This window comes from Haloarcula sp. CGMCC 1.2071 (assembly GCF_037078445.1).
Lineage (GTDB): Archaea > Halobacteriota > Halobacteria > Halobacteriales > Haloarculaceae > Haloarcula > Haloarcula amylolytica.
This window is the reverse complement of sequence record NZ_JAYMGY010000002.1, coordinates 446,981-467,698: the sequence shown is the minus strand read 5'-3', so window position 1 is coordinate 467,698 and position 20,718 is coordinate 446,981. Positions and strand designations below refer to the sequence as shown.

Below are 20,718 nucleotides of genomic sequence, written 5' to 3'. Positions count from 1 at the left end.
GGGAACGTGGCCGGCGTCGCGTCGCTCACCGCGTCGGCCCGTCACGACCCAGGTCTTGGAGTAGAGCGTCGTAGCTCCGGCCGAACACCGCCTGTTTTCTGAGCGACGTTATCGCGACCTCGAAGACGGGGACGGCGAACTGCCCGGCCGGCCCGCCGACGACGACAGCCGCTTCGTGATCCGTCTCGTCGGTCCACTCGCCGTCGAGTTGCCGGACGAGCACCTCGCCGAAGTAGCCGCCGAGTTCCCGCACGACGCTGGTGAACGCGCGGTCGTCGAACGACGCGTCGCTCCCGAACGTCGTCTCGGCGAAGCGCTCGTCGTCCCACTCCGCGTCGACCAGATCGTCGAGCCGCGAAAGCGAGGCCGGCGAGAAGTCGAGGTCGTGTTCGCCCCAGAAGTCGGCGAACTCGACGGCGGTGTCGGCGTGTTCTGCGCGGACTGTTCCGGGCTCCCACGAGCGATCCATCGAGTCAGCGGTCGAGTCGCCGTCGGTGGGGATGGCTGTCTCACCCTCGTCGGGGGCCGCTGTCTCAGCCGTCTCGTCAGCGGCCGCGCTCTGTGACGGTGCAGTCTCAGTGGCATCAGACGTCTCGACATCCCCGACAGGAGCCGATGTGTCGGGACGATCATCGGACTGTTCCACGGCATCGGATTCCGCAACGGCTGCCGGCGTGTCATCGACTCCCGCGGCGTCAGCGGTGTCTGCAGGCGACTCGTCACCCGTGGTTTCGGAAACCGCCTCCGCGTCTGTAGCGGCGTCTGACGACGCATCCGGCGAGATATCGGGCTTCGATTCGTCGTCTATCGATATCCCGGCCGCTCCGTCGTCGGCTGTATCGGTCGCTGCTTCGTCAGCAGATGTGTCAGTTGCCGCTCCCGCGGACGCGTCGACAGTTCGGTCCTCGTCGCGAGTGTCGACAGCCGAGTCTTCGGGAAGTGTCTCGGCCGCCGGCGCTTCGTCCGAGGGGTCCGCTGTAGCACTGTCGGCTGCCGGTTCCGCTTCGTCGATGTACGCGGCCGCTTCGTCGGCAGCGGCCATATCAGCGGTATCATCGGCCGTCGTCTCGACAGCATCAGTCGTGTCAGCAGTCGGTCCGTCTTCAGAGGCGTCGAGGGCTGAGTCCGCTGCCGGTGTTTCGGCGGTTGGTTGCTCATCGGCGGTATCAACAGCCGACTGCTCGGCAGCGGTGTCGGTGCCCGACCCTGCATCGCTTGAGTCGATAGTCGACCCCTCCTCGGTGGTTTCAGCGGCCGACGGCTCGCTGCCGGCATCGTCTGACGCTGACTCGGTCGTCTCTGGATCTGCGTCCTCGCCGATGTCAGCGGTCGAGCCGTCGGCATCGTCACTGCCCCACGGTGGCTCGTTCTCTGGCTCGTCAGCGGCCTCACTGACGGCTGGTGTGGGGTCGGTGTCGTCCGATCGGTCGTCGCCTTCCGACTCGGATTCGACCCGCCGGACGATTCGGGTCGGCTCTGTTTCGATGGCCTGGGACGAATCGGTAGCAGCGGTGTCGCCGGCAGTTGCCTCACCTCGCTCGTCTGTCGCCGCCGGTTCGGGAGGCGCGTCGCGCTCGTTTGCTTGTCCGTCGTCGACGCGGCGAACGATCCGCGTCGGGTCGGAGACGGCGCTGTCGGCGTCGGTTTCGTCCGCGCCCGGCTCTGTCAGACCTTCGTCGTCGGTACTCTGTATGCTATCCAGTTCCAGTTCGGACTCCAGGCGCGTCACGACGGCCGCAAACACCGGCTCGTCGCCGAACGAGCGGGCGGCCACGTCGAACACCGCGACCGCCACCTCGTCGTCCGGCCCGGCAACGGCGACGCCCCATCGACCGTCGGACTGGACCCACTCGCCGTCGTAGGCTCGCACGAGGAGTTCGCCGAGGTAGCTCCCGAACCGAACCGTGTTCTCGGTGTAGGTCGTCACACTCGCGGCGTCGCCGACGGTTTTGCCGTCGTAGCTCTCCTCGATAGCCGTATCGAGGCGGGCAAGCGCATCGGGGTCGAAGGTCAGCGGGTCCGCGCCGTCGACGACGTGCTCGGCGTACTCCCGGAACGTCGTCGGGTCGAGCGTCGCTGTATCCAGAAGGTCCGGCCCGTCGTCGGACGGCGGGTCGCCCCTGGCCGCCCGCTCGTCTCCATCGGTCGACGAGTCATCGCCACCGACGGCGCGACGGATCGTATCGAACAGGCCCATGGACACCGGAAGTACGTGCCGCTACAAGAATGTACGCCGAAAGGATACTCGGCCGACAGGTCTGCGGAACGAAAACGGTTCAGTGCTCGTCGCGCAGTTCCATGTCGGCGACGATCTCGTAGGGGTGCTGTCCCTTCCGGATGCCGTCGAGCAGTTGGAACGACTCGTCGGGCGCGAGGAAGTGCCGGGTCACGGCTCGGCCGAGCGGCGTCGGCGAGAGGCCGTCGATAAATTCGTACTCCAGTAGCTTCCCCAGCGCGTGTTTCGTCGGCACCTCGCCGACCATCCGGTCGTTGAGCCGCTTGGCCTGCTTGCCGGCGACGGTGACGTTCGCCAGCGTCTCCTCGACGGCCGCGCCCTCGTCGTAGCGGGTAATGACCGGCTCCATCTCGCCTTTCAGGAGCTTGAACGCCACCTCGTCCTCGGTCATCTCCATGCTGTTGTGGTACGAACAGTCCGGCTCGACCAGCATGTAGACGGTGCCCTTGTCGTGGTAGTCCGGGCGGCCGGCCCGGCCGAGCATCTGGCTGAACTCCTGGACGGTGAGCCACTCGATACCCATCGCAAGCGAGTCGAAGATGACCTGTGAGGCCGGGAAGTCGACCCCCGCTGCGAGGGCCGCCGTCGTCACAACCGCCGCGAGGTCCTGGTCGGCGAACTGCCGCTCGACCCGCTGGCGCTTCCGGTTGTCCAGCCCGGCGTGGTACGGCGCGGAGCTGTACTCCAGTTTCCGTGAAATCTGGTGGCAGCGCCGTCGGGAGTTCGTGAAGATGATAGTCTGACCGCGGTACCCCTTGCTGGACTTGTTGTCGAAGGCCCGCTTGACGAGCTTCTTTTCCGTCTCGATCTTCTCGCGGCCGTCGGCGAACGTGACGTGGCGCTCGATGGGGACCGGCCGCTCCTCGAACTCGATGAGCGTCGCCCGGAGCTGGTCGGCCAGTTGGCCTGGATTGCCGACCGTCGCCGAGAGGTAGATCCACTGCGTGTCGCCGCTGTCAGGTGCGCCACCTGATTCACAGTAGTATTTGAGTCTGGAAATCAGGCCGTCGAGCCGGTGTCCCCGTTCGTCTTCACCGAGCGTGTGGACCTCGTCGATGACGACGGTCCCGACCGTCCCGAGGTCCTTGCCGGTCCGGAGCGCGTGGTCGATTCCCTCGTAGGTCCCGACGATGACATCGGCTTCGGGGTCGAACCGCCCACCCTCGTCAGCGATGCGGCTCGCGCCCACGCGCAGCGACACGTCGACCATGTCGCCGTAGCGGTCTTGAAACTGCTCGTACTTCTGGTTCGCGAGTGCGACCAGCGGGACGAGAAACAGCATCGTGCCCTTGTTGTTCAGGACGCGGTCGATACCCGCCATCTCGCCGATGAGCGTCTTCCCCGTCGCCGTCGCGCTCACGACCAGCTGGTCGCGGCCCTCGGTGGCCCCGTGCTCGACGGCGAGACTCTGGACCGGCAGCAGCGTGTCGAACCGGGATTCGAGATGGTCCTGCATTCCCGGGTGAAGGTCCAGCGAGTCGACGCGAACGGGGTCGACCTCGTCGACGGTGGCCGAAATCTCGTCGAACTTCGTCAGGTCCGGGTCCAGTTGGCCCGACAGGAGGTTCGTCACCCGGTCGAGGTCCTGCACCTCGAGTAAGAGCTCTTCGAGCCGGTCGCGGGCGTCGCCGCTGATACTCCCCTTGAACGCGAGTTCGCGGTCGAGCTGGTGGCGAGCGCACTCCGGGCAGATGGTCTCGTCGTCAGTCTCGATAGCCGTCTCGCTGGTAATCGGCGAGTAGCGCCCGTCGGAGGCACACAGCCGGCAGGTCCGGACGACCTTGGCCTCGATCTGGTACGCGTCGAGCATCTCGCGGATTCGCTCGCGTGCACGCGGAGCAGTCTGCTCGGAAATACGAATGCGGGCCGCACGGCGGGCGAGGTCGACGAACTGGTCGGGCGACCGAAGCTCCTCGCTGGTCCCGTCCTTGACTCGGAGCCGACGCGGGCGGGGGCCGGCGTCGGTCTCTTTCAGTTCGAGGATGCCGTGGAAGAGGCGCTCGCCGTCCCGGTGCGCGGCGACGCGGAACTCCTCGCCGTGTTCGTGGAGGAACAGCGTCTCTACCTGTGCGGCCTGCTGTGACACAGTCGTCTAGAGGCGACTGCGCTACTTGAGCGGTTCGGACTAGCTGTGGGTGTTACTGGTGCTGTGACAGTTGATTTAAACAGCCGGAAAGCCCCGGTCGGCTACGCTCCCGCGCCTCGCTGTGCGCTTCCCTCGCTTCGCTCGGTACAGTGCTTGCGTCGTCGGGGTTCGCGTAGCCGACCGCCCCTTTCAGTCCCACCCAGCATGGCTTGTCCAACGAGCGACGGGTAGGGCAGTCTGGCCCGCACTGTTCCAAGTACGGGGAGAAGTGAACTGTTGCTCCGGGTCACCCTTGCAGTTTGATTTCGTCGTCGCCGGCGGGAACCGCACAGAGGAACGCGCCCGGTTCGTCGCCGTCGTTACGGTACCAGTGGACAGCGCCGGCGGGGATGTGGAGGCTGTCACCGGCCTCGACTGCGTGCTCCTCGCCTTCGATGCCGACGGTGTACCGTCCGGAAAGGACGTACTGCTCGTGTTCGATTTCGTTGGTGTGTTTCGGCACGCTGCCGCCGGGGGCGAGCGTGAAGCGACGGAGTGCGAGGTTCCCGCCGCCGTTACCCTCGCCGATGAGGACACCCTTTTCCAGCCCGTCGGCGGCGTCGACGGGTTCGTACTCGATGTCGTCCGCGCAGCGAATCAGTGGGTCGCTCATGTGTGGTCCATCGCAGGTGCGTTGCAAAAGGCGTGCCGGCGTCGGTAACCGTGGCAGTCCCGCCAAGGGGGCTTAAGACCGTCCCCCGACAAACGACGGGTATGCGCCGGTTTCGTATCGGAAGCGCGTTCGGAATCCCCATCCAGTTGGATCTGACGTTTCTCCTCGTGCTACCGCTGTTCGCCTGGATTATCGGGACACGGATCGAACAGACGACCGAGCTGTTGAACGGGACGCTGAACGCCGGGCTGGACGTGGCCGTCCTCACCGACGGCGCACTCGTCTGGGTGCTCGGCATCGGTGCGGCGGTCGGCCTGTTCACCGGTGTCGTCCTCCACGAACTCGGCCACTCCCTCGTGGCCATCCGCTATGGCTTCCCTATCGACTCCATCACGCTCTGGCTGTTCGGCGGCATCGCCCAGCTCAGCGAGATGCCCGAAGACTGGAAACAGGAGCTGGTCATCGCTATCGCCGGCCCCATCGTCAGCATCGCCGTAGGCGTTGTCTGTTTTGTCGCGTTTCAGATTCTCCCGAGCGGTGTGGGGACCATCGTCGAATCGGCACGGTTCATCCTCGGCTATCTCGCGCTGATGAACCTCGCGCTGGCGGCGTTCAATATGCTCCCGGGCTTCCCGATGGACGGCGGCCGCGTCCTGCGCGCACTGCTGGCCCGCCGGCGGTCCTACGCCAGAGCCACCACCATCGCCGCCGAAGTCGGAAAGGTGTTCGCCGTCTTCCTCGGCCTCTTCGGCATCTTCGTCCTCGGGAATATCTTCCTCGCCGGCCTCGCCTTCTTCATCTACATCGGCGCGGCGGGCGAGTCCCGCCAGACCTCGATGCGGGCCGCGTTCGAGGGCGTCACCGTCGCGGACGTGATGACGCCGGCGGACCACGTAACGACAGTCCCCGAGAACATGTCCGTCCGGGAGCTCATCCAGACGATGTTCAAGGAGCGCCACACCGGCTATCCGGTCGAGCGCGGCGGCGAGGTCGTCGGCCTCGTCACGCTCGAAGACGCCCGCGCCGTCCAGGAGGTCGAGCGCGAGGCCTACACCGTCGGCGACGTGATGACGACGGAGATCATCACGATCAGCCCGGACACCGATGTGATGGACGCGCTGACCTCGCTCCAGCAGAACTCCGTCGGTCGCCTGCTCGTCACTGACGAGGACGACTCCTTCGAGGGGTTACTCACCCGGACAGACATCATGACAGCGCTCTCGATTATCAAGTCCAGCGGCGACTTTACCCCCATCGGTGAGACGGAGACCGAGACTGTCCGGCCGGAATCAAGGATAGAGCGGTAACGGTCACTCGCCGTCGAGATACGACATCGCGTCCTCGTCGGAAACCTGGTCGAACTGCTCGTAGTACTGGCCGACAGCGCGGAACGCCGACGGGACTTCCAGACAGACCACTTCGTCGACCAGCGCTTCGAGGTCCGAAATCGCCCGCGGCGAAGCGACCGGCACCGCAAGCACGAGTCGCTCGGGACCGGCCTGTCGAATCTGCTCGATGCAGGCCCGCGCCGTCGCGCCCGTCGCCACGCCGTCGTCGACGAGACACACCCGCTTGCCTGTGAGCGGCGACGACTCCGAGTCGCGGTAGCGCTGGGCTTTCTGTCGGGCGGCGTCCGCCATTTCCGCTCGTGTGCTCGCAACGTAGTCGCGGGGAACCTCTCGTCGCTCGATGACATCGGTGTTGAGCCAGACCGACCCGTCGGCGGCGACAGCGCCGATAGCGTACTCGGGGTTGTTCGGTGCGCCGATCTTCTTTGCGACCGCGATGTCCAGCGGCACGTCCAGCGCGTCAGCAACGGGACGCGCCACTGGCAGCCCACCGCGCGGTATCGCGAGGACGATGTCGACCGCGATGTCCCGCTCGCGCAACGCCTCTCCCAGCCGCCGACCGGCAGTCTGCCTGTTCTCGAACGTCGGGGAGCGGTTGCGTCCCATACTGGTTAGTTCGCTGTCGGGAGGCAAATATCTCCGCATTCTAACGACTGCTGGATTGCCAACTGGACTCTCGCCCCAGTCGACGACGGCGTTACTCGTCGGACAGCGCCGCGGCAATCGCTTCGAGTTCCCCCTTCCGGAAGGGCTGCTCCGCGTCCGCCGGGTCATCGTCGTCCCGCTCACCGATTTGCCAGAGAATTCCCGCCCGCATCTGTGGTTTCGACGGCAACCGGTCGGTGTCGATATCGTACCCGACAGCCCCGCAGATAGCCGCCAGAGCTTCCTTGGTAAAAGCCGTCGAAACCGGGCGTTCGTACCGCCCGACAGCCTCGCGGATCTCGTTCCGCAGTTCGTCGACAGTGGGTGACATACGCGTACTGGCGGCGGGACTGATTGTGTAGATTCCGGTCCGGTTACGCCATCGCGCCGCCTACGACGGGGGCATCAGTCCGAGGGATGCCGGCCCGCCAGCGCAGTTCCGACGGCGAGACCCGACCGAACTCCGCGCGGCGATGACAGCCCGGACACAGCGAGACGACGTTGTCCAGCGTGTGTGCGTCCCGGACGGCGAGGGCCGGCATCGCGGCGAACAGCCGGACCGGCACGATGTGGTGCACGTCCGGGTTCCGCCCCAGGTCGTCGGCAGCAGCGCCACACAGCACGCAGGCGTGGTCGTCGCGCTCCAGGGCCTGCTCGCGCACCGCCCGCCATCCCGGCCCGTATTCGCCGACGCCACCGCCGCGCCAGTTCGGATGTCCGTCGCCGGTGAACGCCTCCGAGAGCCACTCGGCGTGGCAGTCGCGGCTGCAAAGGACGACTTCACCGGTCACATCGCTCGGATATCGCTCAACGGGGCTGTCACAGACAGAACAATCGAAGCTGAGCGTTCCGCCGTTCCAGTTCGGGTTGTCAGCCCCGGAAATCTGTCGCGTGTGTCGCCACTCAGCGTTCTCGACACAGTCCGGGCAATAACACCCCTCCTTTTCTGATGGGTAGTACTCGAAACTCGTGCCGCAGTTGTCACAGGTCGTCTCCTCCTTCGCGCTGGAATAGTTCGGGTTATCGGCCCCTGAAAAGGAGACTGCGGTGTCGCGGCATTCGTCAGAGCAGTACCGTTTCTCGTATTCAGAGTAGAATCTGTCCGAACAGCGGTCACATTCCCTGTTTGGCAGGCGTTCGCCGTGAGCACTGCTGTGGTGAACGCCGAGGCCGCGTTTAGAGTCAAACGTCCGGTCACAGGAGGGGCAGTCGTGGCTTGCCATCAGAAAGTACTACATCCTGACACATTATAAATAAGCGGAGACGGGAATGAAAGTGAAAACCGACAGATGCTGAAGGTGTCGAAATCGACGGGAAGAAGGTCTAGGTCCGGGCGCGGGAATTGAACCCGCCTCTTAGCCACCACAAGGCTAAAGGATGCCACTACCCCAGCCCGGACACGCTTTTGAAGCATTCATAGATATTCCGCTGGAACAGAAATACGTTACGAATCTGGAAACCAGTGAGTCGTGAGAGCGCATGACAGCGGTTGTACATCGGTTCGGAGTGGATTTCGTCCAGGTCACCGGCTGCTTCGAGACGCTTTTACACAGCCGACGCGTACAGCGAGGCACGCGTGGCCATCACGGACAAGATATACGTCAAGAACCACCAGCAACTCGCCTCCCAGCTAGAGACGAGCTTTCCGAAGGGGGCGTTCAAGGGCGCGACGCTGGACATCCTCTTCCAGGGCGAAGGGCTGGCAAAGCTCGACGAAGCCTCTAGGGAGCGAGTCCTCGATTTCGCTGAGGACTTCCTCGACTGTGACTGTGAGGCCAACCCACACTGTGGCTGTGCCGAGCGGAAGTTCATCTCGTACCTGCTGGAACTGCGCGAGCAGGGCATGGGGCCGGACGCGATCGTCGACGTGATGAGCGACGACTACATGCTGTATGCCTATCCGGGCGACGTGCTCTCGTTCCTCGATAACTCCGTCAGAACGTTAGAAGCCGTGGAGACCCTGGCCGACGTCGATGGGCGCGACGACGTCGCCGAGGACGTACAGCAGAAACGCCAGCGGTTACTCTAGGTCGTCGAAGCTGCCGATGCGATAGGAGGCGTCCTCCTCTTCGCCCTGGTCGAGGTCTTCGAGGTGAATGACCTCGTCTTGGTCCATCTCGTCGAGTTGCTGGCGGAGTTTGGTGACGTAACGCTTGTGTTCTTCCAGTTGTTCGCGGAGGTGTTCGGCTTCGAGTTCGAGCCGTTCGTGTTCGCGGACGAAGCTCTTCGGAACTTCGACTTTCGGCGGGAAGCTCTCGGTGCTGGTCTCGGTCGCGTCGTCCTCGAACTCGTGTTCCGGCGCGACCTTCACCTGACCGTCGTGGGAAACAAGCGTGTCGACGTAATCCCGGAAGACGGCGGACAGCGAGATATCGCGTTCCTCGGCGATTTCGCGGAGGGTTTCGAATTTGTCCTCGCTGACGCGAAAGGAGATTGTTTTGTTTTTGTTGCCCATAGTTACGTACTGTTTTAGTAGCAACGTATTTAATCGTTTGTCAGACGCTACCGGACCGATTCCCTGGTAGCCGTGAGTCGCAACAGTCGAACCGCTGTGATTTAACAGCCGGCCGACCACGGTTCCGGACAGAGATGGCGACAGACATCGACGCAACCGCTCACCACTTCGGTATCATCGTCAGCGACCTGGACCGTGCCATTGAGTTCTACCGCGACGTGCTCGGACTCGACGTGCTGACGCGCTTCTCGGTCGGTGACGAGGCGTTCGGCACCGCTGTCGACATCGAGGGAGCCAGCGCCGAACTGGTCCACCTCGACGCTGGCGGCGTACGCCTGGAACTGGCGACCTACGAGCCGGAAGGCGAGGCGATGCCGGACCCGGACCTCAATCGACCGGGAGCGACCCATCCCGGGCTGGAAGTCGACGACCTCGACGCCGTCACCGACCGACTGCCCGACGAAGTCGAAACGCTCAGCGGCCCGCAAACGACCGAGAGCGGGACGACGATCATGTTCGTCGTCGATCCAGAAGGGAACCGAATCGAGCTACTAGAGCCGTAGCGTCGGCAAAACCGCTAAAGTCGAAAAAGCGGGCCGAGACCAGTCCGTCTCAGTCCGCGCTGGCTTCGGCCTGTTCGTCCTGCAGGCTTTCGAGTGCGCCGACGACCGACTGCCGGTAGTTCTCGATTGACAACTGCTCGTACTCCTCGTCGGCCATCGCGATGTACTCGTCGGTGGCCGGGTCCTCGAGGTCGGCCTCCTTGTACCGCTTGACCCGGTCGAGCGTGCGCTCGGCCGTCTCCACGACCCAGCGGTCCCGCGTCGCCTCGTCGACCTCCGAGATAGACTCGGGGCGGATCGAGACGTTGACCTCGCCCTCGTCGGTCTCGTAGGTGCGTGGCTTGCCGACGACGGCGACGTAGGCCGGGGGCTCCAGTTCGCGCAGCATCGACGCCGCGTCGGGCTGGTACTGCCCGGCGTACATGAAGAACGTGTCGCCGTTGGGGTCGACGACCCGTCCCTGCCAGTACTCGCTGTCCTCGCCGACGTCTTCGGTCTCGGTGAGGGTCCCGACCAGGAACACGCGGTTGGCGCGCTGGCCGGTCGGCAGGAGGACGTACACCGGCGCGCGGTCGTCGTCGGATTCTTTGAACGTGTAACTCGCGTCGTTGAACTCGCGTGCGAAGACGCGCCGTGCGACCTCGCGGGTGGGTGTACTCGCCATTTAGATCGACCTCGCTTTGATGAGAATCTCGTCTGCATCCACGGCCCCGGTCAGTCGCTCCTGCTCGTCGGCGAGCAGGTAGCGGCCGAAGGTCGGGCCCCGGACGCGGTAGTACCGGCCGAGAATCTTCTGTCGCATCTCGTCTGCGACGACGGTCGTGTCGAGCGCGTCCATCGCCATCTCTTTCGCCTCTTCGAGGGCGATGCCGGTCAGTTCCTCTGTCGCCTCCTCGTCGAAGATGACCTCGGTGACCTCCTCGCCGTCGTCGAGGACGCCCTTGATGCGGAGGTCGAACTCGCCTTCGACCTCGCCGTGTTCGCTACAGCGGCCGTTCTGGAGGACGCGCGTGCAGTCGTCCTCGGGACAGCGCTTGATGAGCCCGGAGCCGGACTGGATGTCGACCAGTGCGCCCTCGGCCTCGACGCTGTCGTCGCCGACCTCGATTGCTTCGTCCAGTTCCTCGATGGTCGTCGTCCGGTTGAGCTTCACGGAGAAGCGGCCCTGGTACTCGTCGGTGACGACGTTGCGCAGGGCGTAGGACTTGCCTTCTTCGAGCGACGGGAGGTCGGACTTCGACCACTTCGTGAACTTGATCGTGCCCGTCTCGTCGCCCAGCAGGCCGACCTGGGCCACGGCGTCGGCGCGCGGCTCCCAGAGTTCGACGACCGTCGCGCGGACGTCGACCCACTCCTCGGGGGCGTCGACGTCGGCGACGTCCACCTGCTCGTTGCCGCCGCCGTCGCCGCCGCCCAGCTGGTCGCGGTCCATACCGGCCTCGTCGAGGTACGTGTTAACGACGCTTCGGCGGGCCTCGCTGATCGGGACCTGATAGTCGTTCACCAGCGTATCGAGCCGCTCGACGACGTCGTCGACGTCGATCTCTAGCTGGTCGGAAAACTGCTCGTGTATCTCTGTCGCGTGGGTACGCAAATCTGACTCAGTCATTGGCTTTCACTGTCTCCGCCTGGTTTTCGTTGGGAGACATCCGACGCTTGGTCGCCTTCGGTAATAAACACTCGCCCGGCGGAGTGAAAGTGAAGCTGCGTTCGGATGTCGTGGCCCCTGAATTGAGCTGTGAGAGCCACGCGAGAAGATTGATTTGTCGGCGGGCACAACGGTCGGTATGGCCGACGACGACCGCCTCGCACGGTTCATCCGAGATACCTTGCGGTCGGCCGAGCAGCAGCTCTCGGACGCGAAGAAGGCCTATCAGAACGGCAAGCGGTCGGCGGAGGCCGGCCTGCCCAGGGACGAGGAGGGGCGGGCCCGCATCGTCTGTCGCCGCCACGCCGAGTACCGCGCGGTGTCGATGGACGAGCAGCGCCGGCCGGTGTGTTACGACGCCGAGAACCCGGACTGTCAGGGCTGTGTCGAAGACATCAGAGACGGCACGATAGAGACGTGGTAGCCAACCGACGGCAGTGGATTCACCGGGTCGCATCTCGGTCACCAGTACAACACTTTAGCACCGGCCGGGCGAACGCCGAGTATGGAGCGACCAATCGTCGCGCTCGTCCTGGCCGGGGGAACCGGCACACGGCTGTATCCGGCGAGCCGGAGCGACCGGCCAAAGCAGTTTCTCTCCTTTGGCCGAGAACAGTCCCTGCTCGCCGAGACGGTCAACCGTGTCGGCTTCGCGGACGAGACATACGTTCTGACCCGGGAGTCATTCGCCGACGGGGTGCGTGAACGCGCCCCTAGTGCGGCAGTGCTGACCGAACCCGAGCCCAAAGACACCGGCCCGGCGCTGGCGTACGCGGCACACCGTATCCGCGAGCAGGTCGGGGACTGTGTCCTGCTGTGTCTGCCGAGCGATCACCGGATTTCGGGGCCGTTCGCGGAAGTCGCACGCACGGCAGCGCGGGTCGCAGTGGAAACCGAGGGGCTCGTCACCGTCGGCATCGAGCCGGACCGGCCGGCGACCGGCTACGGCTACATCAAGCCCGGGACGTCCGAGAACGGCTTCGCGCCGGTCGAGACGTTCCACGAGAAACCCGACCGGGAGACCGCAGAGCGGTACGTCCGGGAGGGGTTCTACTGGAACGCCGGGCTGTTCGCGTGGACGCCGACGGCTTTCCTGTCTGCTGCCGCGTCCTCGCCGCTTGCACCGATGATCGAGCGGTTGGATCAAGGCGATTACGACGCCGCATTCGACGCCGTCGACCCGGTGAGCATCGACTACGCCGTGCTCGAAGACGCCGAGAACGCCTTCGTCGTCCCGGCGGCGCTGGACTGGGACGACCTGGGGTCGTGGGACGCCTTCGAGCGCATCCTCGACAAACAGGACGGAAACGCGGTGCTGGGGGAGGCGGTCACCATCGACGCCGACGGGAACGTGCTGGCGAGCGACGGGCACGTCAGCGCCGTCGGCGTCGAAGACCTCGTGGTAGCCACCTTCGACGACCGAACGCTCGTCGTCCCGAAAGACGAGGCTCAGCGCGTTCGGGAGGTCGTGTCGGAGCTACGCGATGACGAGCGATTCTGAGCGGATCGGCGGCCAGGGCTGTTAGCTCCGCATCGCGCCGCCGTCGACGGGCAGGGCCGTCCCGGTGACGTAGGAGGAGCGGGCCGACGAGAGGAACGCCACCACGTCTCCGAGTTCCTCGGGCTGGCCGACGCGCTGGAGCGGCGCGTCGGACCAGGATTCGATGCCCTCCTCGTAGGAGTCGTACTCGCCGCGCTCGACGGCCGCCTCGACGAGTTCCTCGATGCGGGGCGTCTCGTGTGCGCCGGGCAGGACCGCGTTCACGCGGACTTCCGGTGCGAACTCGCGGGCCTGCGTCTTCATCAGGCCGATGACGGCTCGACGGACAGCGTTCGAGAGCACCAGGTCGTCGATGACCTCCCGGACTGAACGGGAGGTGATGTTGACGATGGTCCCGGCCTCCGACTCCCGGAGGTAGGGGTAGGCGGTCTTGGTCGTCCAGACGGCGCTCATCACCAGCAGGTCGTACGCGCCGTACCAGTCCCGTTCCGTCGTCTCCATGAACGGTCCGGGGGCGGGGCCACCGGCGCTGGTGACGACGTGATCGAGGCCGCCGAAGCTGTCGACGGTCTCCTCGACGAGCGCCTCGATCTGGTCGGGGTCAGTGATGTCGGCCTCGACGGCCAGTACATCGCCGTCGCCGACCGATTCGAGCCGGTCCCGTGCCTCGTCGACGTGTTCGGGCGTTCGGCCACAGACGGCCACGTCGGCTCCCTCAGCGGCGAGGGCTTCGGCGCTCGCGAGTCCGAGGCCGCTCGTCGCGGCGGTACACAGCGCTGCGTTGCCATCGAGTTCGAGGTCCATGTCCGGGAGAAGTACCGACTGTCCCAAAGAAGTCCCGCTCGCAAACTGTCCCAATGACTGTCGACCGCGGACTGTCCTAGCTGCCCCAGAAGTTGTCCCGGCTCCCGAGACGCCGGCCGTCGTCGGGGTCGTCGTCCGTCTCGTCGGTCTCGGTGTCGCTCTCGTCGGTTTCGGATTCGGAGAGCTCTTCGTCCATCTCCAGTCGCTCGACCTCCTCGGCGCGGGCGTGGTTCGAGTGGACGTTGGTCACCTTGACCAGCGAGCGGGCCGGCGGGAGCACGCCGTCCACCATGATGATGAAGCCGTCCTCGGTCCGACCGACGCCGGCACCGCTCTCGTGGATGTCCTCGACGTCGACGGCGACTTCCTCGCCCATCTTGACCGGCTGGCTCTTGAGCTCCGAGATCGGCTGGTTGTAGTGATTGCACCACTCGGCGCCGCCACGGTCGCCGTAGTGGGTACAGCCCATCCCCTGGATTCGTTCGGTGAATTTGGGACAGTCGTCTGCGAGCGGACAATCGGCCATATCAGGGGATAACGTGGCCGCTGGCAAAACGCTTGCGACCCCATCTCCGCGCCGCACAGCCTGTTATTACGTTTGAGATTTTCACCGGCACACACTTTACTGCCACTCGCTGGTTGTCGCGTAGCATTCGGCAGTGCCCAGAGCTATGAGAACGCAGATGTCGGCAGGGCTGGTTTGCCTGCTTCTGGTTTGCACGTCTCCAGTCGCCCTCGGTGTCGAGTCGAGTCCACCGGCACAAATCGGCACCAGCGACAGCGATAATTCGATTGATGTCCGGTACACAGTCGACAGAGAGCCGACCCAGACCGGTCGGGTACGGGTGACCGCGACGATTGAGCGACCACGGCACGTCACTGGACTGTCAGTTCGGACGCCGGCGGAGACGACTGTGCTTCGAGCCGACGGCCTCGAGTCCGATGGCGACCGCTGGCGTCTCAGCGGCGATACGAGGACAGCACAGTTGACCTACACTGTGCCGGTCGGACTCTCGACGACGTTCGGCCAGCGGACCGCCGACACCGACAACTGGACGCTGCTGGCCAGACAGGAAGTGTCACTGCGTGCCCGCTGGCGCTGGCACGTCGGGCCGCGGCCCACGTGGAACGAGTCGCTCGCGCTCGCGCCCGGCCAGAACGGTGTCGCCGGGCGTACGGCCGCCTACATCGGTCCCCACGAGACAGAAACCAGAACAGTCGACAGGGACCGAATCACGCTCGTTGTCCCGGCGGCTTCGGACCTGCGACCCAACCGAACCGCCGTCTTGGACTCCATCAGCCACGCGAAGCGTGCCTCGACCGCCGGAGCGGACCACGACCACATCCGCGTGTTTGTCGCGCCGAACGAACTCGCACCGGGCGGGTACACCCCGTCGAACGGCGAGTCAGATGTCATCGTCAACGCCGGCGAACCCGTCCTGACACCGGTCAACGTCTGGGTCCACGAGTACCGCCACACCCGGGAGACGTTCGAGACGACACCGGCGATGGACTGGCTCAGTGAGGGGAGCGCGGACTATCACACCGCGGCGCTCACCTACAGCGCGGGCGGTATCGAAAAAGACCAGTTTCATGAGAGGATTACGACCGAGCGCCACGAAACCGCTGACCTGACACAGCCCGATAGCTGGGTCGGACCGGGCGCGCAGTACCACAAGGGAACGCGTGTCGTCGCGGCCATCGACGCCCGCCTCCGGCAGGCGACCGACGGTAACCGAACGTTCGAAACCGTCCTCGACAGGCTGACCCGGCGAGACGAGCGAATTACACTCAGGCTGTTCGCCGAGACAGTGTCGGCTGTCGCCGGGGACGACCTCGACGCGTTCGTTCGACAGGCTGTCACTGACACCGCGCCGTCGGTCCAGACCGACGCACTCAGTGACCGCGACCTGCGGCGAAGCAGCGCGGCGGATACGACCGGCCGGCGGGCGAATTTCGCGCCGTCAGTCGATAGCGGCGCGGCCACAGCGACCAGCGCCGACGACGAGGGCAAGCACGGCATCGGTACCGCACAGCCCATCACCGACCGTCACGGGGAGTGGACCGTGCTCGGGACGCTCGGCATACTGTCGGTGGTACTGGTCGGTCGGCAGCGACGGCGCAAACGGCTGTAGCGCTTCGATGATCGCTTCGCCTGCTTTGAGAGGGGCTAGGCCACGCATCGCGTCCGAGCGCCAACGCGGCGTTCTGTGCCGAATATGTTTTTCCACAACTGTCATGCCGGCCGCTTACCTGTCACCTGACAATGGCATCACAGTCCATCTTCGAGCGGATCGGCGGTCGCGACGCGGTCGACGCGGTGGTCTCGGATTTCTACGACCGGGTGCTCGACGACCCGGTGCTCGACCCGTACTTCGAAGCGACCGACATGGACCAGCTCCGCAGCCACCAGGCGCAGTTCATCAGTGCCGTCGCCGGCGGACCGGTCGACTACGACGGCGATGACATGCAGACCGCCCACGAGGGCATGGGAATCACCGAGGAAGCGTTCGCCAACGTCGCGACCCACCTCGAAGCCGCGCTCCGGGAGAACGGCGTCCCCGACGACGACGTCGAAGCGATTCTCACGGAGGTCGCTGCCATGGAAGACGACATCGTAGAAGCGTAGCACTGGGGTTCGGATGCATTCAGACACAGCGCTGGAGCCGTTTGGAGACCGGAACAGCTCGGTGTCGCTGTAGGTCCGGCCCTGTGAACGAGAGCCGAGACGGCGACCGCCACACCAACGGTTCACCCATGTTTTCAAAACAATAGCTGGGTGTGAAAATGTCGCTGTTTCATACATCTCGCCGGGAAAACCATGGCTGTGGAGGGTACGAAACCGATACCATCCCCCCAAGTCGGGTTGCCGTGCCTCTGACAAGTCATGCGAGCCGACTAGGTATCGGCAGTAGTGTGCCCTTCACTGCGACATTCTGAGGACTGGTTCTGGTGGGACATACCGATGGTGACAGGCAGTTTCAGAGCGGTCAGTCGGCAGCGAACCGCGGGGGACGCTGGAATGCGACCGATGGCGCGTTTGTTGTTTTGAGAATGTGACTCCTCGGCGTGTCGCGTGGCTGTCTACGTTGCTTTTATTCGGAGATAACGGGATGGTGGGATTCTCACCCGAGGCCAGGCCTCACTCCGTTCAGTCTGGCGTGATTCGAATCCCCTGCGTGCTGCGGTTCAGCACGCTTCACTATCGTTCAGCGGCTTCACGGGCACGGTGGGATTCGAACCCACGACCGTCGGATATCTTCCCCCGATGGCACAGCCAGCGGAGATAGAAGTCCGACGCTCTATCCGGACTGAGCTACGTGCCCTCGCTGTCGTGTACTTCCGGTGGTGACAAAAGAAATGCGGAACGCGGTCGCCGGTTAGTCACCGTGGTCGAGGTCTTCTTCGACGTCATCAGCCGTCGTAATGGCGTTGACGTTCCCGGTCTGAATCGCGGTCAGCCCGTCCAGCTCACAGAGGGCGTCGATTTCGTCCTGCGTGGTCGAGACCAGCAGGTCGTCGAACTGGAGGCGGCGCTCGACGGTCGCGCCGGCGGCCGCCGCGGCCGCGGCGACACGCTCGGAGTCGGCGTCGTCGGCCGTTTCGAGAACCAGGTCGACAGGCTCGCCTTCGATGGGGTCCGCACGCAGACTCTCGACGGCACGGGAGACATACATCACTCGGACGAGGGACCGCCGGGGCCTTGATTGTGCTGTTCGGGGTGGTCGAAGCGGGCCTCCGCGACGGCGAAGGCCAGCGTGCTGACCAGGCCGAGCAGCGTCCCGCCGGTGAGCATCACCGCGAGGTACTCCAGATCCCGAACCCCGAGGAAGAAGGCGCTGACGGCGTGCAATACGGCGGCAATCGACAGAACATAGAAGGGGGCGTTGAGATACCGCCAGCGGAAGCTGCCGTCGAGATACTCGTCGGTCACGCGGCCGAGGCTGGAGGTGATGCCGGCGGCGGCGAACCACTGGATCGCTCCCGAAACCAGCGACGCGATGACTTCGAGGGCGTCGGGGTCGGTCTGGCGTTCGAGTTCCTGAACGCCGCTGACGCCGCCGATGGCGAGCAGCGCGGCCGCGACGACGTAGGTGATGATCGTCACGCGACCGGCGTACAGCCCTGAAGTCACCCGTTCGACCGCTTCGTCCAGTATCTTCTCAGCGCCGAGGCCCCGGGCGAGGATGTAGAGCCCAAGCAGGCCAGAGATGACACCCAGCGCGGAGCCGGGGTAGCCCAGCGCCTCGATGGCGATTGTCAGCGGGTAGATGAGCAGGAGGATACCGAGCGGAACCAAAATTGTGCCGCGGGTCTCCGGGTCGTCGAGCACCTGCTTGATGGTGTAGTACATCGATTCGAGGTTCTGTGCCTGGCGGACGACGACGCGGCGGACGCCGTCGATGCGGACCCGCGAGCGGATGACGGGGACCACCGATTCGTCCTGTGCGCCGTCAGTGACGATGAGCGCCCGCACGTCCTCGCTGGCCGCCAGCGACGCGAGAACGGTATCGACCTCCTCGCCGACCGCCCGGTTGGCGGCGACGTCGCTTCCGTCGACACCGGTGACGGCCGCGACTTCGACCGGTTCGTCGGTGATGTCGTCGTAGATGTGGACGCCCTCGAAGAGGACGTTCACGTCGGAGTCCTCCGGGTCGTTCGAGGCCAGCGCCACCGCTGCGTCTACGACGGCATCGCGCCCGATGACTGGCGTCTCGATACCGGTCTTGCGGCCGAGGTCGTCGTCGAGGTCGATACACAGCACCAGCAGCATCTACCGGCGCTACGCCGTCTGTGTTTAACTTCTTTCGGGACCGCCTCACTCTGATTCCGGCAGCGTCCCGCGGGTCCGCCGCTCGACGAGCAGCAGTGCGGCGAGCCCGAGAATGATGAGCGTGTACGCCGCTGCGGCGGTGAGCGCGGCCTGTTCGGAGCTGTACTCACCGGTGCGGAAGATGATAGCCTTCCGGACCATTGCGATGACGCCCGTGTAGATGACCAGGCGAACGATACGTCGGGTTTCACTTTCCTGCGTGTACGCGACGACGGTCTGGTACACCTCGACGATGATGAACAGGAGGAGGGCAGTGTCGATGAAACCGACGACGACCAGCGGGTCGGTGATGTCGCCACGGAGCGCGCTCTGGAATATCTGGAGGCTCAGGTCGAACACGCCGATAGCAAAGAGGAGGACGATCACCAGTGCCGCGACGACTTCGACGTACCGAATCGCCGTCTCGCTGATTCCGAGCACCTTGTCGTCAAACGACTTCGCCGCCGGTAGCGGCCCGCCGACGGGGTCGGACTCCTCGTCGTCCATACGCACGAAACGAACGCCAGCCCATTCAAAGCAGGCCCCATCTAGCGTGGGTCCGCCGGCCGGGGCTCGTAGGACTCCGGTGTCGCGCCCAATCTGGCGACGAGCCACAGCACCGGGAGCAACAGGACGCTCCCGACGACGAAGGGCGACCAGTAGCCGACGGCGAAGTACAGTCCCCCCATGACCGGCGGGCCGACGGTCCGGGCGAGACTGCCAGCGCCCTGCGTGACGCCGAAGGCGCTCCCCTGGAGGGCCGCGCTGGCCTGCTGGGAAACCAGCGCTGTCAGCGTCACCGAGAGGATACCGTTGCCGAGCGGCAGCACTGTCAGCACGAGAAGCAAGCCAAGCAGGTCAGCAGTAAGAAACGGGACGAGATTGGTCAGGTCGGGGAGTACCGACCCGATGGGCCGCGAAATCGGGATCGCGCCGACGCCGACGGCGAGCAGCCCGGTCCCGAACACCGAGAGCCGGACCGGGCTGTAGCGGGCCGAGAGCCGGCCGACGAGGACCCCCTGCGTGATGACCGCGACGACGCCGATGTAGGTCAACAGCAGCGCGCTCTGGGCCGCGGTGTAGCCGTAGATGTCGGCGACGTAGGGGACGAACATCACCTGCACGCCGGAGAAGGCGAAAGAGACGAGAAAGAAGGCCACGAGCAGGGGACGGAGACCCGGCGTCGCCACCGCCGTGCGGAGTTGCGTAACCGCAGACGTACGTTCCGTCGTGTCCGTGGACGTGGACGCTCTTCTGGACTCGGGGAGAAAGAGGAGTGCGACGAACACGCCACCCAGGCTCGCGGCCGCGGCGGCGAAGCTCGGGAGCGAAAACCGGGTTATCGGGACGGCCGCCGGCAAAAGGCCGTCGACGGCGGTAACCGTGGCGTCGAAGCTCAACACCGCGCCGATACCGGGGCCGAAGATGAAGCCGAGGCCGAACGCGGCCCCGATGAACCCCAGGGCCGCGGCCCGCCGCTCCGGCGGCGTCACGTCGGCGACGTAGGCCTGTGCCGTCGAGAGGTTCCCGCCCATCGCGCCGGCCAGCATCCGGGACAGAAACAGGAGCCACAGCGCGTCGGCCAGCCCAAACACCGTCCACGCGACGACGGAGCCACACAGCGACACCACCAGCACCGGGCGGCGACCGACGCGGTCCGACAGCGAGCCAAGCAGCGGTGCGAAGACGAACTGCATCGCGGAGTAGGACGCCGCGAGCAGTCCGATGACGAACTCCGTGCCGCCCGGGAACGTGCGCGTGTAGTACGGCAGAATGGGGATGATGATACCGAACCCCAGCAGGTCCAGAAAGACCACGAAGAAGACGACCGCGAGGCCGCGACGGCGGCGGGATCCGGTGATTCCGGTCCCGGTGTCTGTCATACCACCGTCTGCGTCGGGGAGCGGGATAAGAGCCAGGGAGGCCAGGACAGTCAGGGGGACGACCCATGCCGTCCCGTCCCACG

22 protein-coding genes and 1 tRNA gene are annotated in these 20,718 nt (G+C 65.2%); 7 read left to right on the top strand and 16 right to left on the bottom strand.

The genetic code is table 11. The features are described 5' to 3' along the window. Positions 1 to 25: 25 nt before the first annotated feature. From VI234_RS06355 to VI234_RS06345, 3 genes are all read right to left on the bottom strand, one after another. On the bottom strand, positions 26 to 2,197 hold the full coding sequence (locus VI234_RS06355; protein WP_336329539.1) for a hypothetical protein: 2,172 nt from the start codon (positions 2,195 to 2,197) through the stop codon (positions 26 to 28). Between the two features lie 79 nt (positions 2,198 to 2,276). Then, positions 2,277 to 4,322: a DEAD/DEAH box helicase gene (locus VI234_RS06350; RefSeq protein WP_008307148.1), complete on the bottom strand. Its 2,046-nt coding sequence runs from the start codon at positions 4,320 to 4,322 to the stop codon at positions 2,277 to 2,279. Between the two features lie 286 nt (positions 4,323 to 4,608). Beyond that, positions 4,609 to 4,974: a cupin domain-containing protein gene (locus VI234_RS06345; protein ID WP_008307150.1), complete on the bottom strand. Its 366-nt coding sequence runs from the start codon at positions 4,972 to 4,974 to the stop codon at positions 4,609 to 4,611. A 101-nt stretch (positions 4,975 to 5,075) separates the two neighbouring features. Here VI234_RS06345 and VI234_RS06340 point away from each other — a divergent pair, with 101 nt between their 5' ends. Further along, entirely contained in the window at positions 5,076 to 6,281 is a 1,206-nt protein-coding gene (locus tag VI234_RS06340; protein ID WP_336329538.1) for a CBS domain-containing protein, read from the top strand. A 3-nt stretch (positions 6,282 to 6,284) separates the two neighbouring features. Here VI234_RS06340 and VI234_RS06335 read toward each other — a convergent pair whose 3' ends face one another. The 3 genes from VI234_RS06335 to VI234_RS06325 all read right to left on the bottom strand — a co-directional run bounded on the left by VI234_RS06335 (position 6,285) and on the right by VI234_RS06325 (position 8,191). Beyond that, positions 6,285 to 6,929 (bottom strand): phosphoribosyltransferase, encoded by a 645-nt coding sequence (locus VI234_RS06335; protein WP_008307152.1) that lies wholly within the window; start codon positions 6,927 to 6,929, stop codon positions 6,285 to 6,287. 91 nt (positions 6,930 to 7,020) lie between these two features. Next, complete coding sequence (locus VI234_RS06330; protein ID WP_008307154.1) at positions 7,021 to 7,299, bottom strand: hypothetical protein; 279 nt, start codon at positions 7,297 to 7,299, stop codon at positions 7,021 to 7,023. A gap of 43 nt (positions 7,300 to 7,342) precedes the next feature. Next, positions 7,343 to 8,191: an HNH endonuclease gene (locus VI234_RS06325; RefSeq protein ID WP_336329537.1), complete on the bottom strand. Its 849-nt coding sequence runs from the start codon at positions 8,189 to 8,191 to the stop codon at positions 7,343 to 7,345. Positions 8,192 to 8,544: 353 nt separating this feature from the next. Between VI234_RS06325 and VI234_RS06320 the strand changes: the two genes are divergently transcribed. Continuing rightward, complete coding sequence (locus VI234_RS06320) at positions 8,545 to 8,997, top strand: DUF5814 domain-containing protein (protein WP_004590290.1); 453 nt, start codon at positions 8,545 to 8,547, stop codon at positions 8,995 to 8,997. Here VI234_RS06320 and VI234_RS06315 read toward each other — a convergent pair. After that, on the bottom strand, positions 8,989 to 9,423 hold the full coding sequence (locus tag VI234_RS06315; RefSeq protein WP_004515935.1) for a CopG family transcriptional regulator: 435 nt from the start codon (positions 9,421 to 9,423) through the stop codon (positions 8,989 to 8,991). The genes VI234_RS06320 and VI234_RS06315 overlap by 9 nt on opposite strands. A gap of 134 nt (positions 9,424 to 9,557) precedes the next feature. On the opposite strand from VI234_RS06315, the gene VI234_RS06310 reads away from it, so the two are divergent. Next, complete coding sequence (locus VI234_RS06310) at positions 9,558 to 9,986, top strand: VOC family protein (protein WP_336329536.1); 429 nt, start codon at positions 9,558 to 9,560, stop codon at positions 9,984 to 9,986. Between the two features lie 49 nt (positions 9,987 to 10,035). Here the strand turns inward: VI234_RS06310 and VI234_RS06305 are convergent, their stop codons facing one another. Beyond that, positions 10,036 to 10,650, bottom strand: coding sequence for an RPA family protein (locus VI234_RS06305; RefSeq protein WP_004590293.1), 615 nt, complete (start codon positions 10,648 to 10,650; stop codon positions 10,036 to 10,038). After that, positions 10,651 to 11,595: a replication factor A gene (locus VI234_RS06300; RefSeq protein WP_008307158.1), complete on the bottom strand. Its 945-nt coding sequence runs from the start codon at positions 11,593 to 11,595 to the stop codon at positions 10,651 to 10,653. It lies immediately after the preceding gene. Positions 11,596 to 11,773: 178 nt separating this feature from the next. Here VI234_RS06300 and VI234_RS06295 point away from each other — a divergent pair, with 178 nt between their 5' ends. Next, complete coding sequence (locus VI234_RS06295) at positions 11,774 to 12,058, top strand: DUF7091 family protein (protein WP_008307159.1); 285 nt, start codon at positions 11,774 to 11,776, stop codon at positions 12,056 to 12,058. Positions 12,059 to 12,139: 81 nt separating this feature from the next. Next, positions 12,140 to 13,135, top strand: a complete 996-nt coding sequence (locus tag VI234_RS06290) for a mannose-1-phosphate guanylyltransferase (protein ID WP_336329535.1) — start codon at positions 12,140 to 12,142, stop codon at positions 13,133 to 13,135. Between the two features lie 21 nt (positions 13,136 to 13,156). Here VI234_RS06290 and VI234_RS06285 read toward each other — a convergent pair whose 3' ends face one another. Continuing rightward, positions 13,157 to 13,939 (bottom strand): SDR family oxidoreductase, encoded by a 783-nt coding sequence (locus VI234_RS06285; protein WP_008307161.1) that lies wholly within the window; start codon positions 13,937 to 13,939, stop codon positions 13,157 to 13,159. A gap of 76 nt (positions 13,940 to 14,015) precedes the next feature. Next, positions 14,016 to 14,465: a TRAM domain-containing protein gene (locus VI234_RS06280; protein WP_050037309.1), complete on the bottom strand. Its 450-nt coding sequence runs from the start codon at positions 14,463 to 14,465 to the stop codon at positions 14,016 to 14,018. Positions 14,466 to 14,610: 145 nt separating this feature from the next. Here VI234_RS06280 and VI234_RS06275 point away from each other — a divergent pair, with 145 nt between their 5' ends. Both VI234_RS06275 and VI234_RS06270 read left to right on the top strand, forming a co-directional pair. Beyond that, the gene (locus VI234_RS06275) at positions 14,611 to 16,074 is read left to right on the top strand and encodes a hypothetical protein (RefSeq protein ID WP_336329534.1); all 1,464 of its coding nucleotides are present in this window, start codon (positions 14,611 to 14,613) and stop codon (positions 16,072 to 16,074) included. Positions 16,075 to 16,205: 131 nt separating this feature from the next. After that, positions 16,206 to 16,568 (top strand): group I truncated hemoglobin, encoded by a 363-nt coding sequence (locus VI234_RS06270; RefSeq protein WP_050037307.1) that lies wholly within the window; start codon positions 16,206 to 16,208, stop codon positions 16,566 to 16,568. A 592-nt stretch (positions 16,569 to 17,160) separates the two neighbouring features. Here the strand turns inward: VI234_RS06270 and VI234_RS06265 are convergent. The 5 genes from VI234_RS06265 to VI234_RS06245 all read right to left on the bottom strand — a co-directional run bounded on the left by VI234_RS06265 (position 17,161) and on the right by VI234_RS06245 (position 20,635). Further along, a tRNA-Arg gene (locus VI234_RS06265) sits at positions 17,161 to 17,265 on the bottom strand. Between the two features lie 54 nt (positions 17,266 to 17,319). Next, the gene (locus VI234_RS06260) at positions 17,320 to 17,616 is read right to left on the bottom strand and encodes a hypothetical protein (protein ID WP_008307165.1); all 297 of its coding nucleotides are present in this window, start codon (positions 17,614 to 17,616) and stop codon (positions 17,320 to 17,322) included. Further along, complete coding sequence (locus VI234_RS06255; RefSeq protein WP_008307166.1) at positions 17,616 to 18,713, bottom strand: DUF373 family protein; 1,098 nt, start codon at positions 18,711 to 18,713, stop codon at positions 17,616 to 17,618. Before VI234_RS06255 ends, VI234_RS06260 begins: the two co-directional genes overlap by 1 nt. A gap of 45 nt (positions 18,714 to 18,758) precedes the next feature. Then, positions 18,759 to 19,259 (bottom strand): phosphate-starvation-inducible PsiE family protein, encoded by a 501-nt coding sequence (locus VI234_RS06250; RefSeq protein WP_008307167.1) that lies wholly within the window; start codon positions 19,257 to 19,259, stop codon positions 18,759 to 18,761. A 41-nt stretch (positions 19,260 to 19,300) separates the two neighbouring features. Next, complete coding sequence (locus VI234_RS06245; RefSeq protein WP_336329533.1) at positions 19,301 to 20,635, bottom strand: MFS transporter; 1,335 nt, start codon at positions 20,633 to 20,635, stop codon at positions 19,301 to 19,303. Between the last annotated feature and the right edge of the window lie 83 nt (positions 20,636 to 20,718).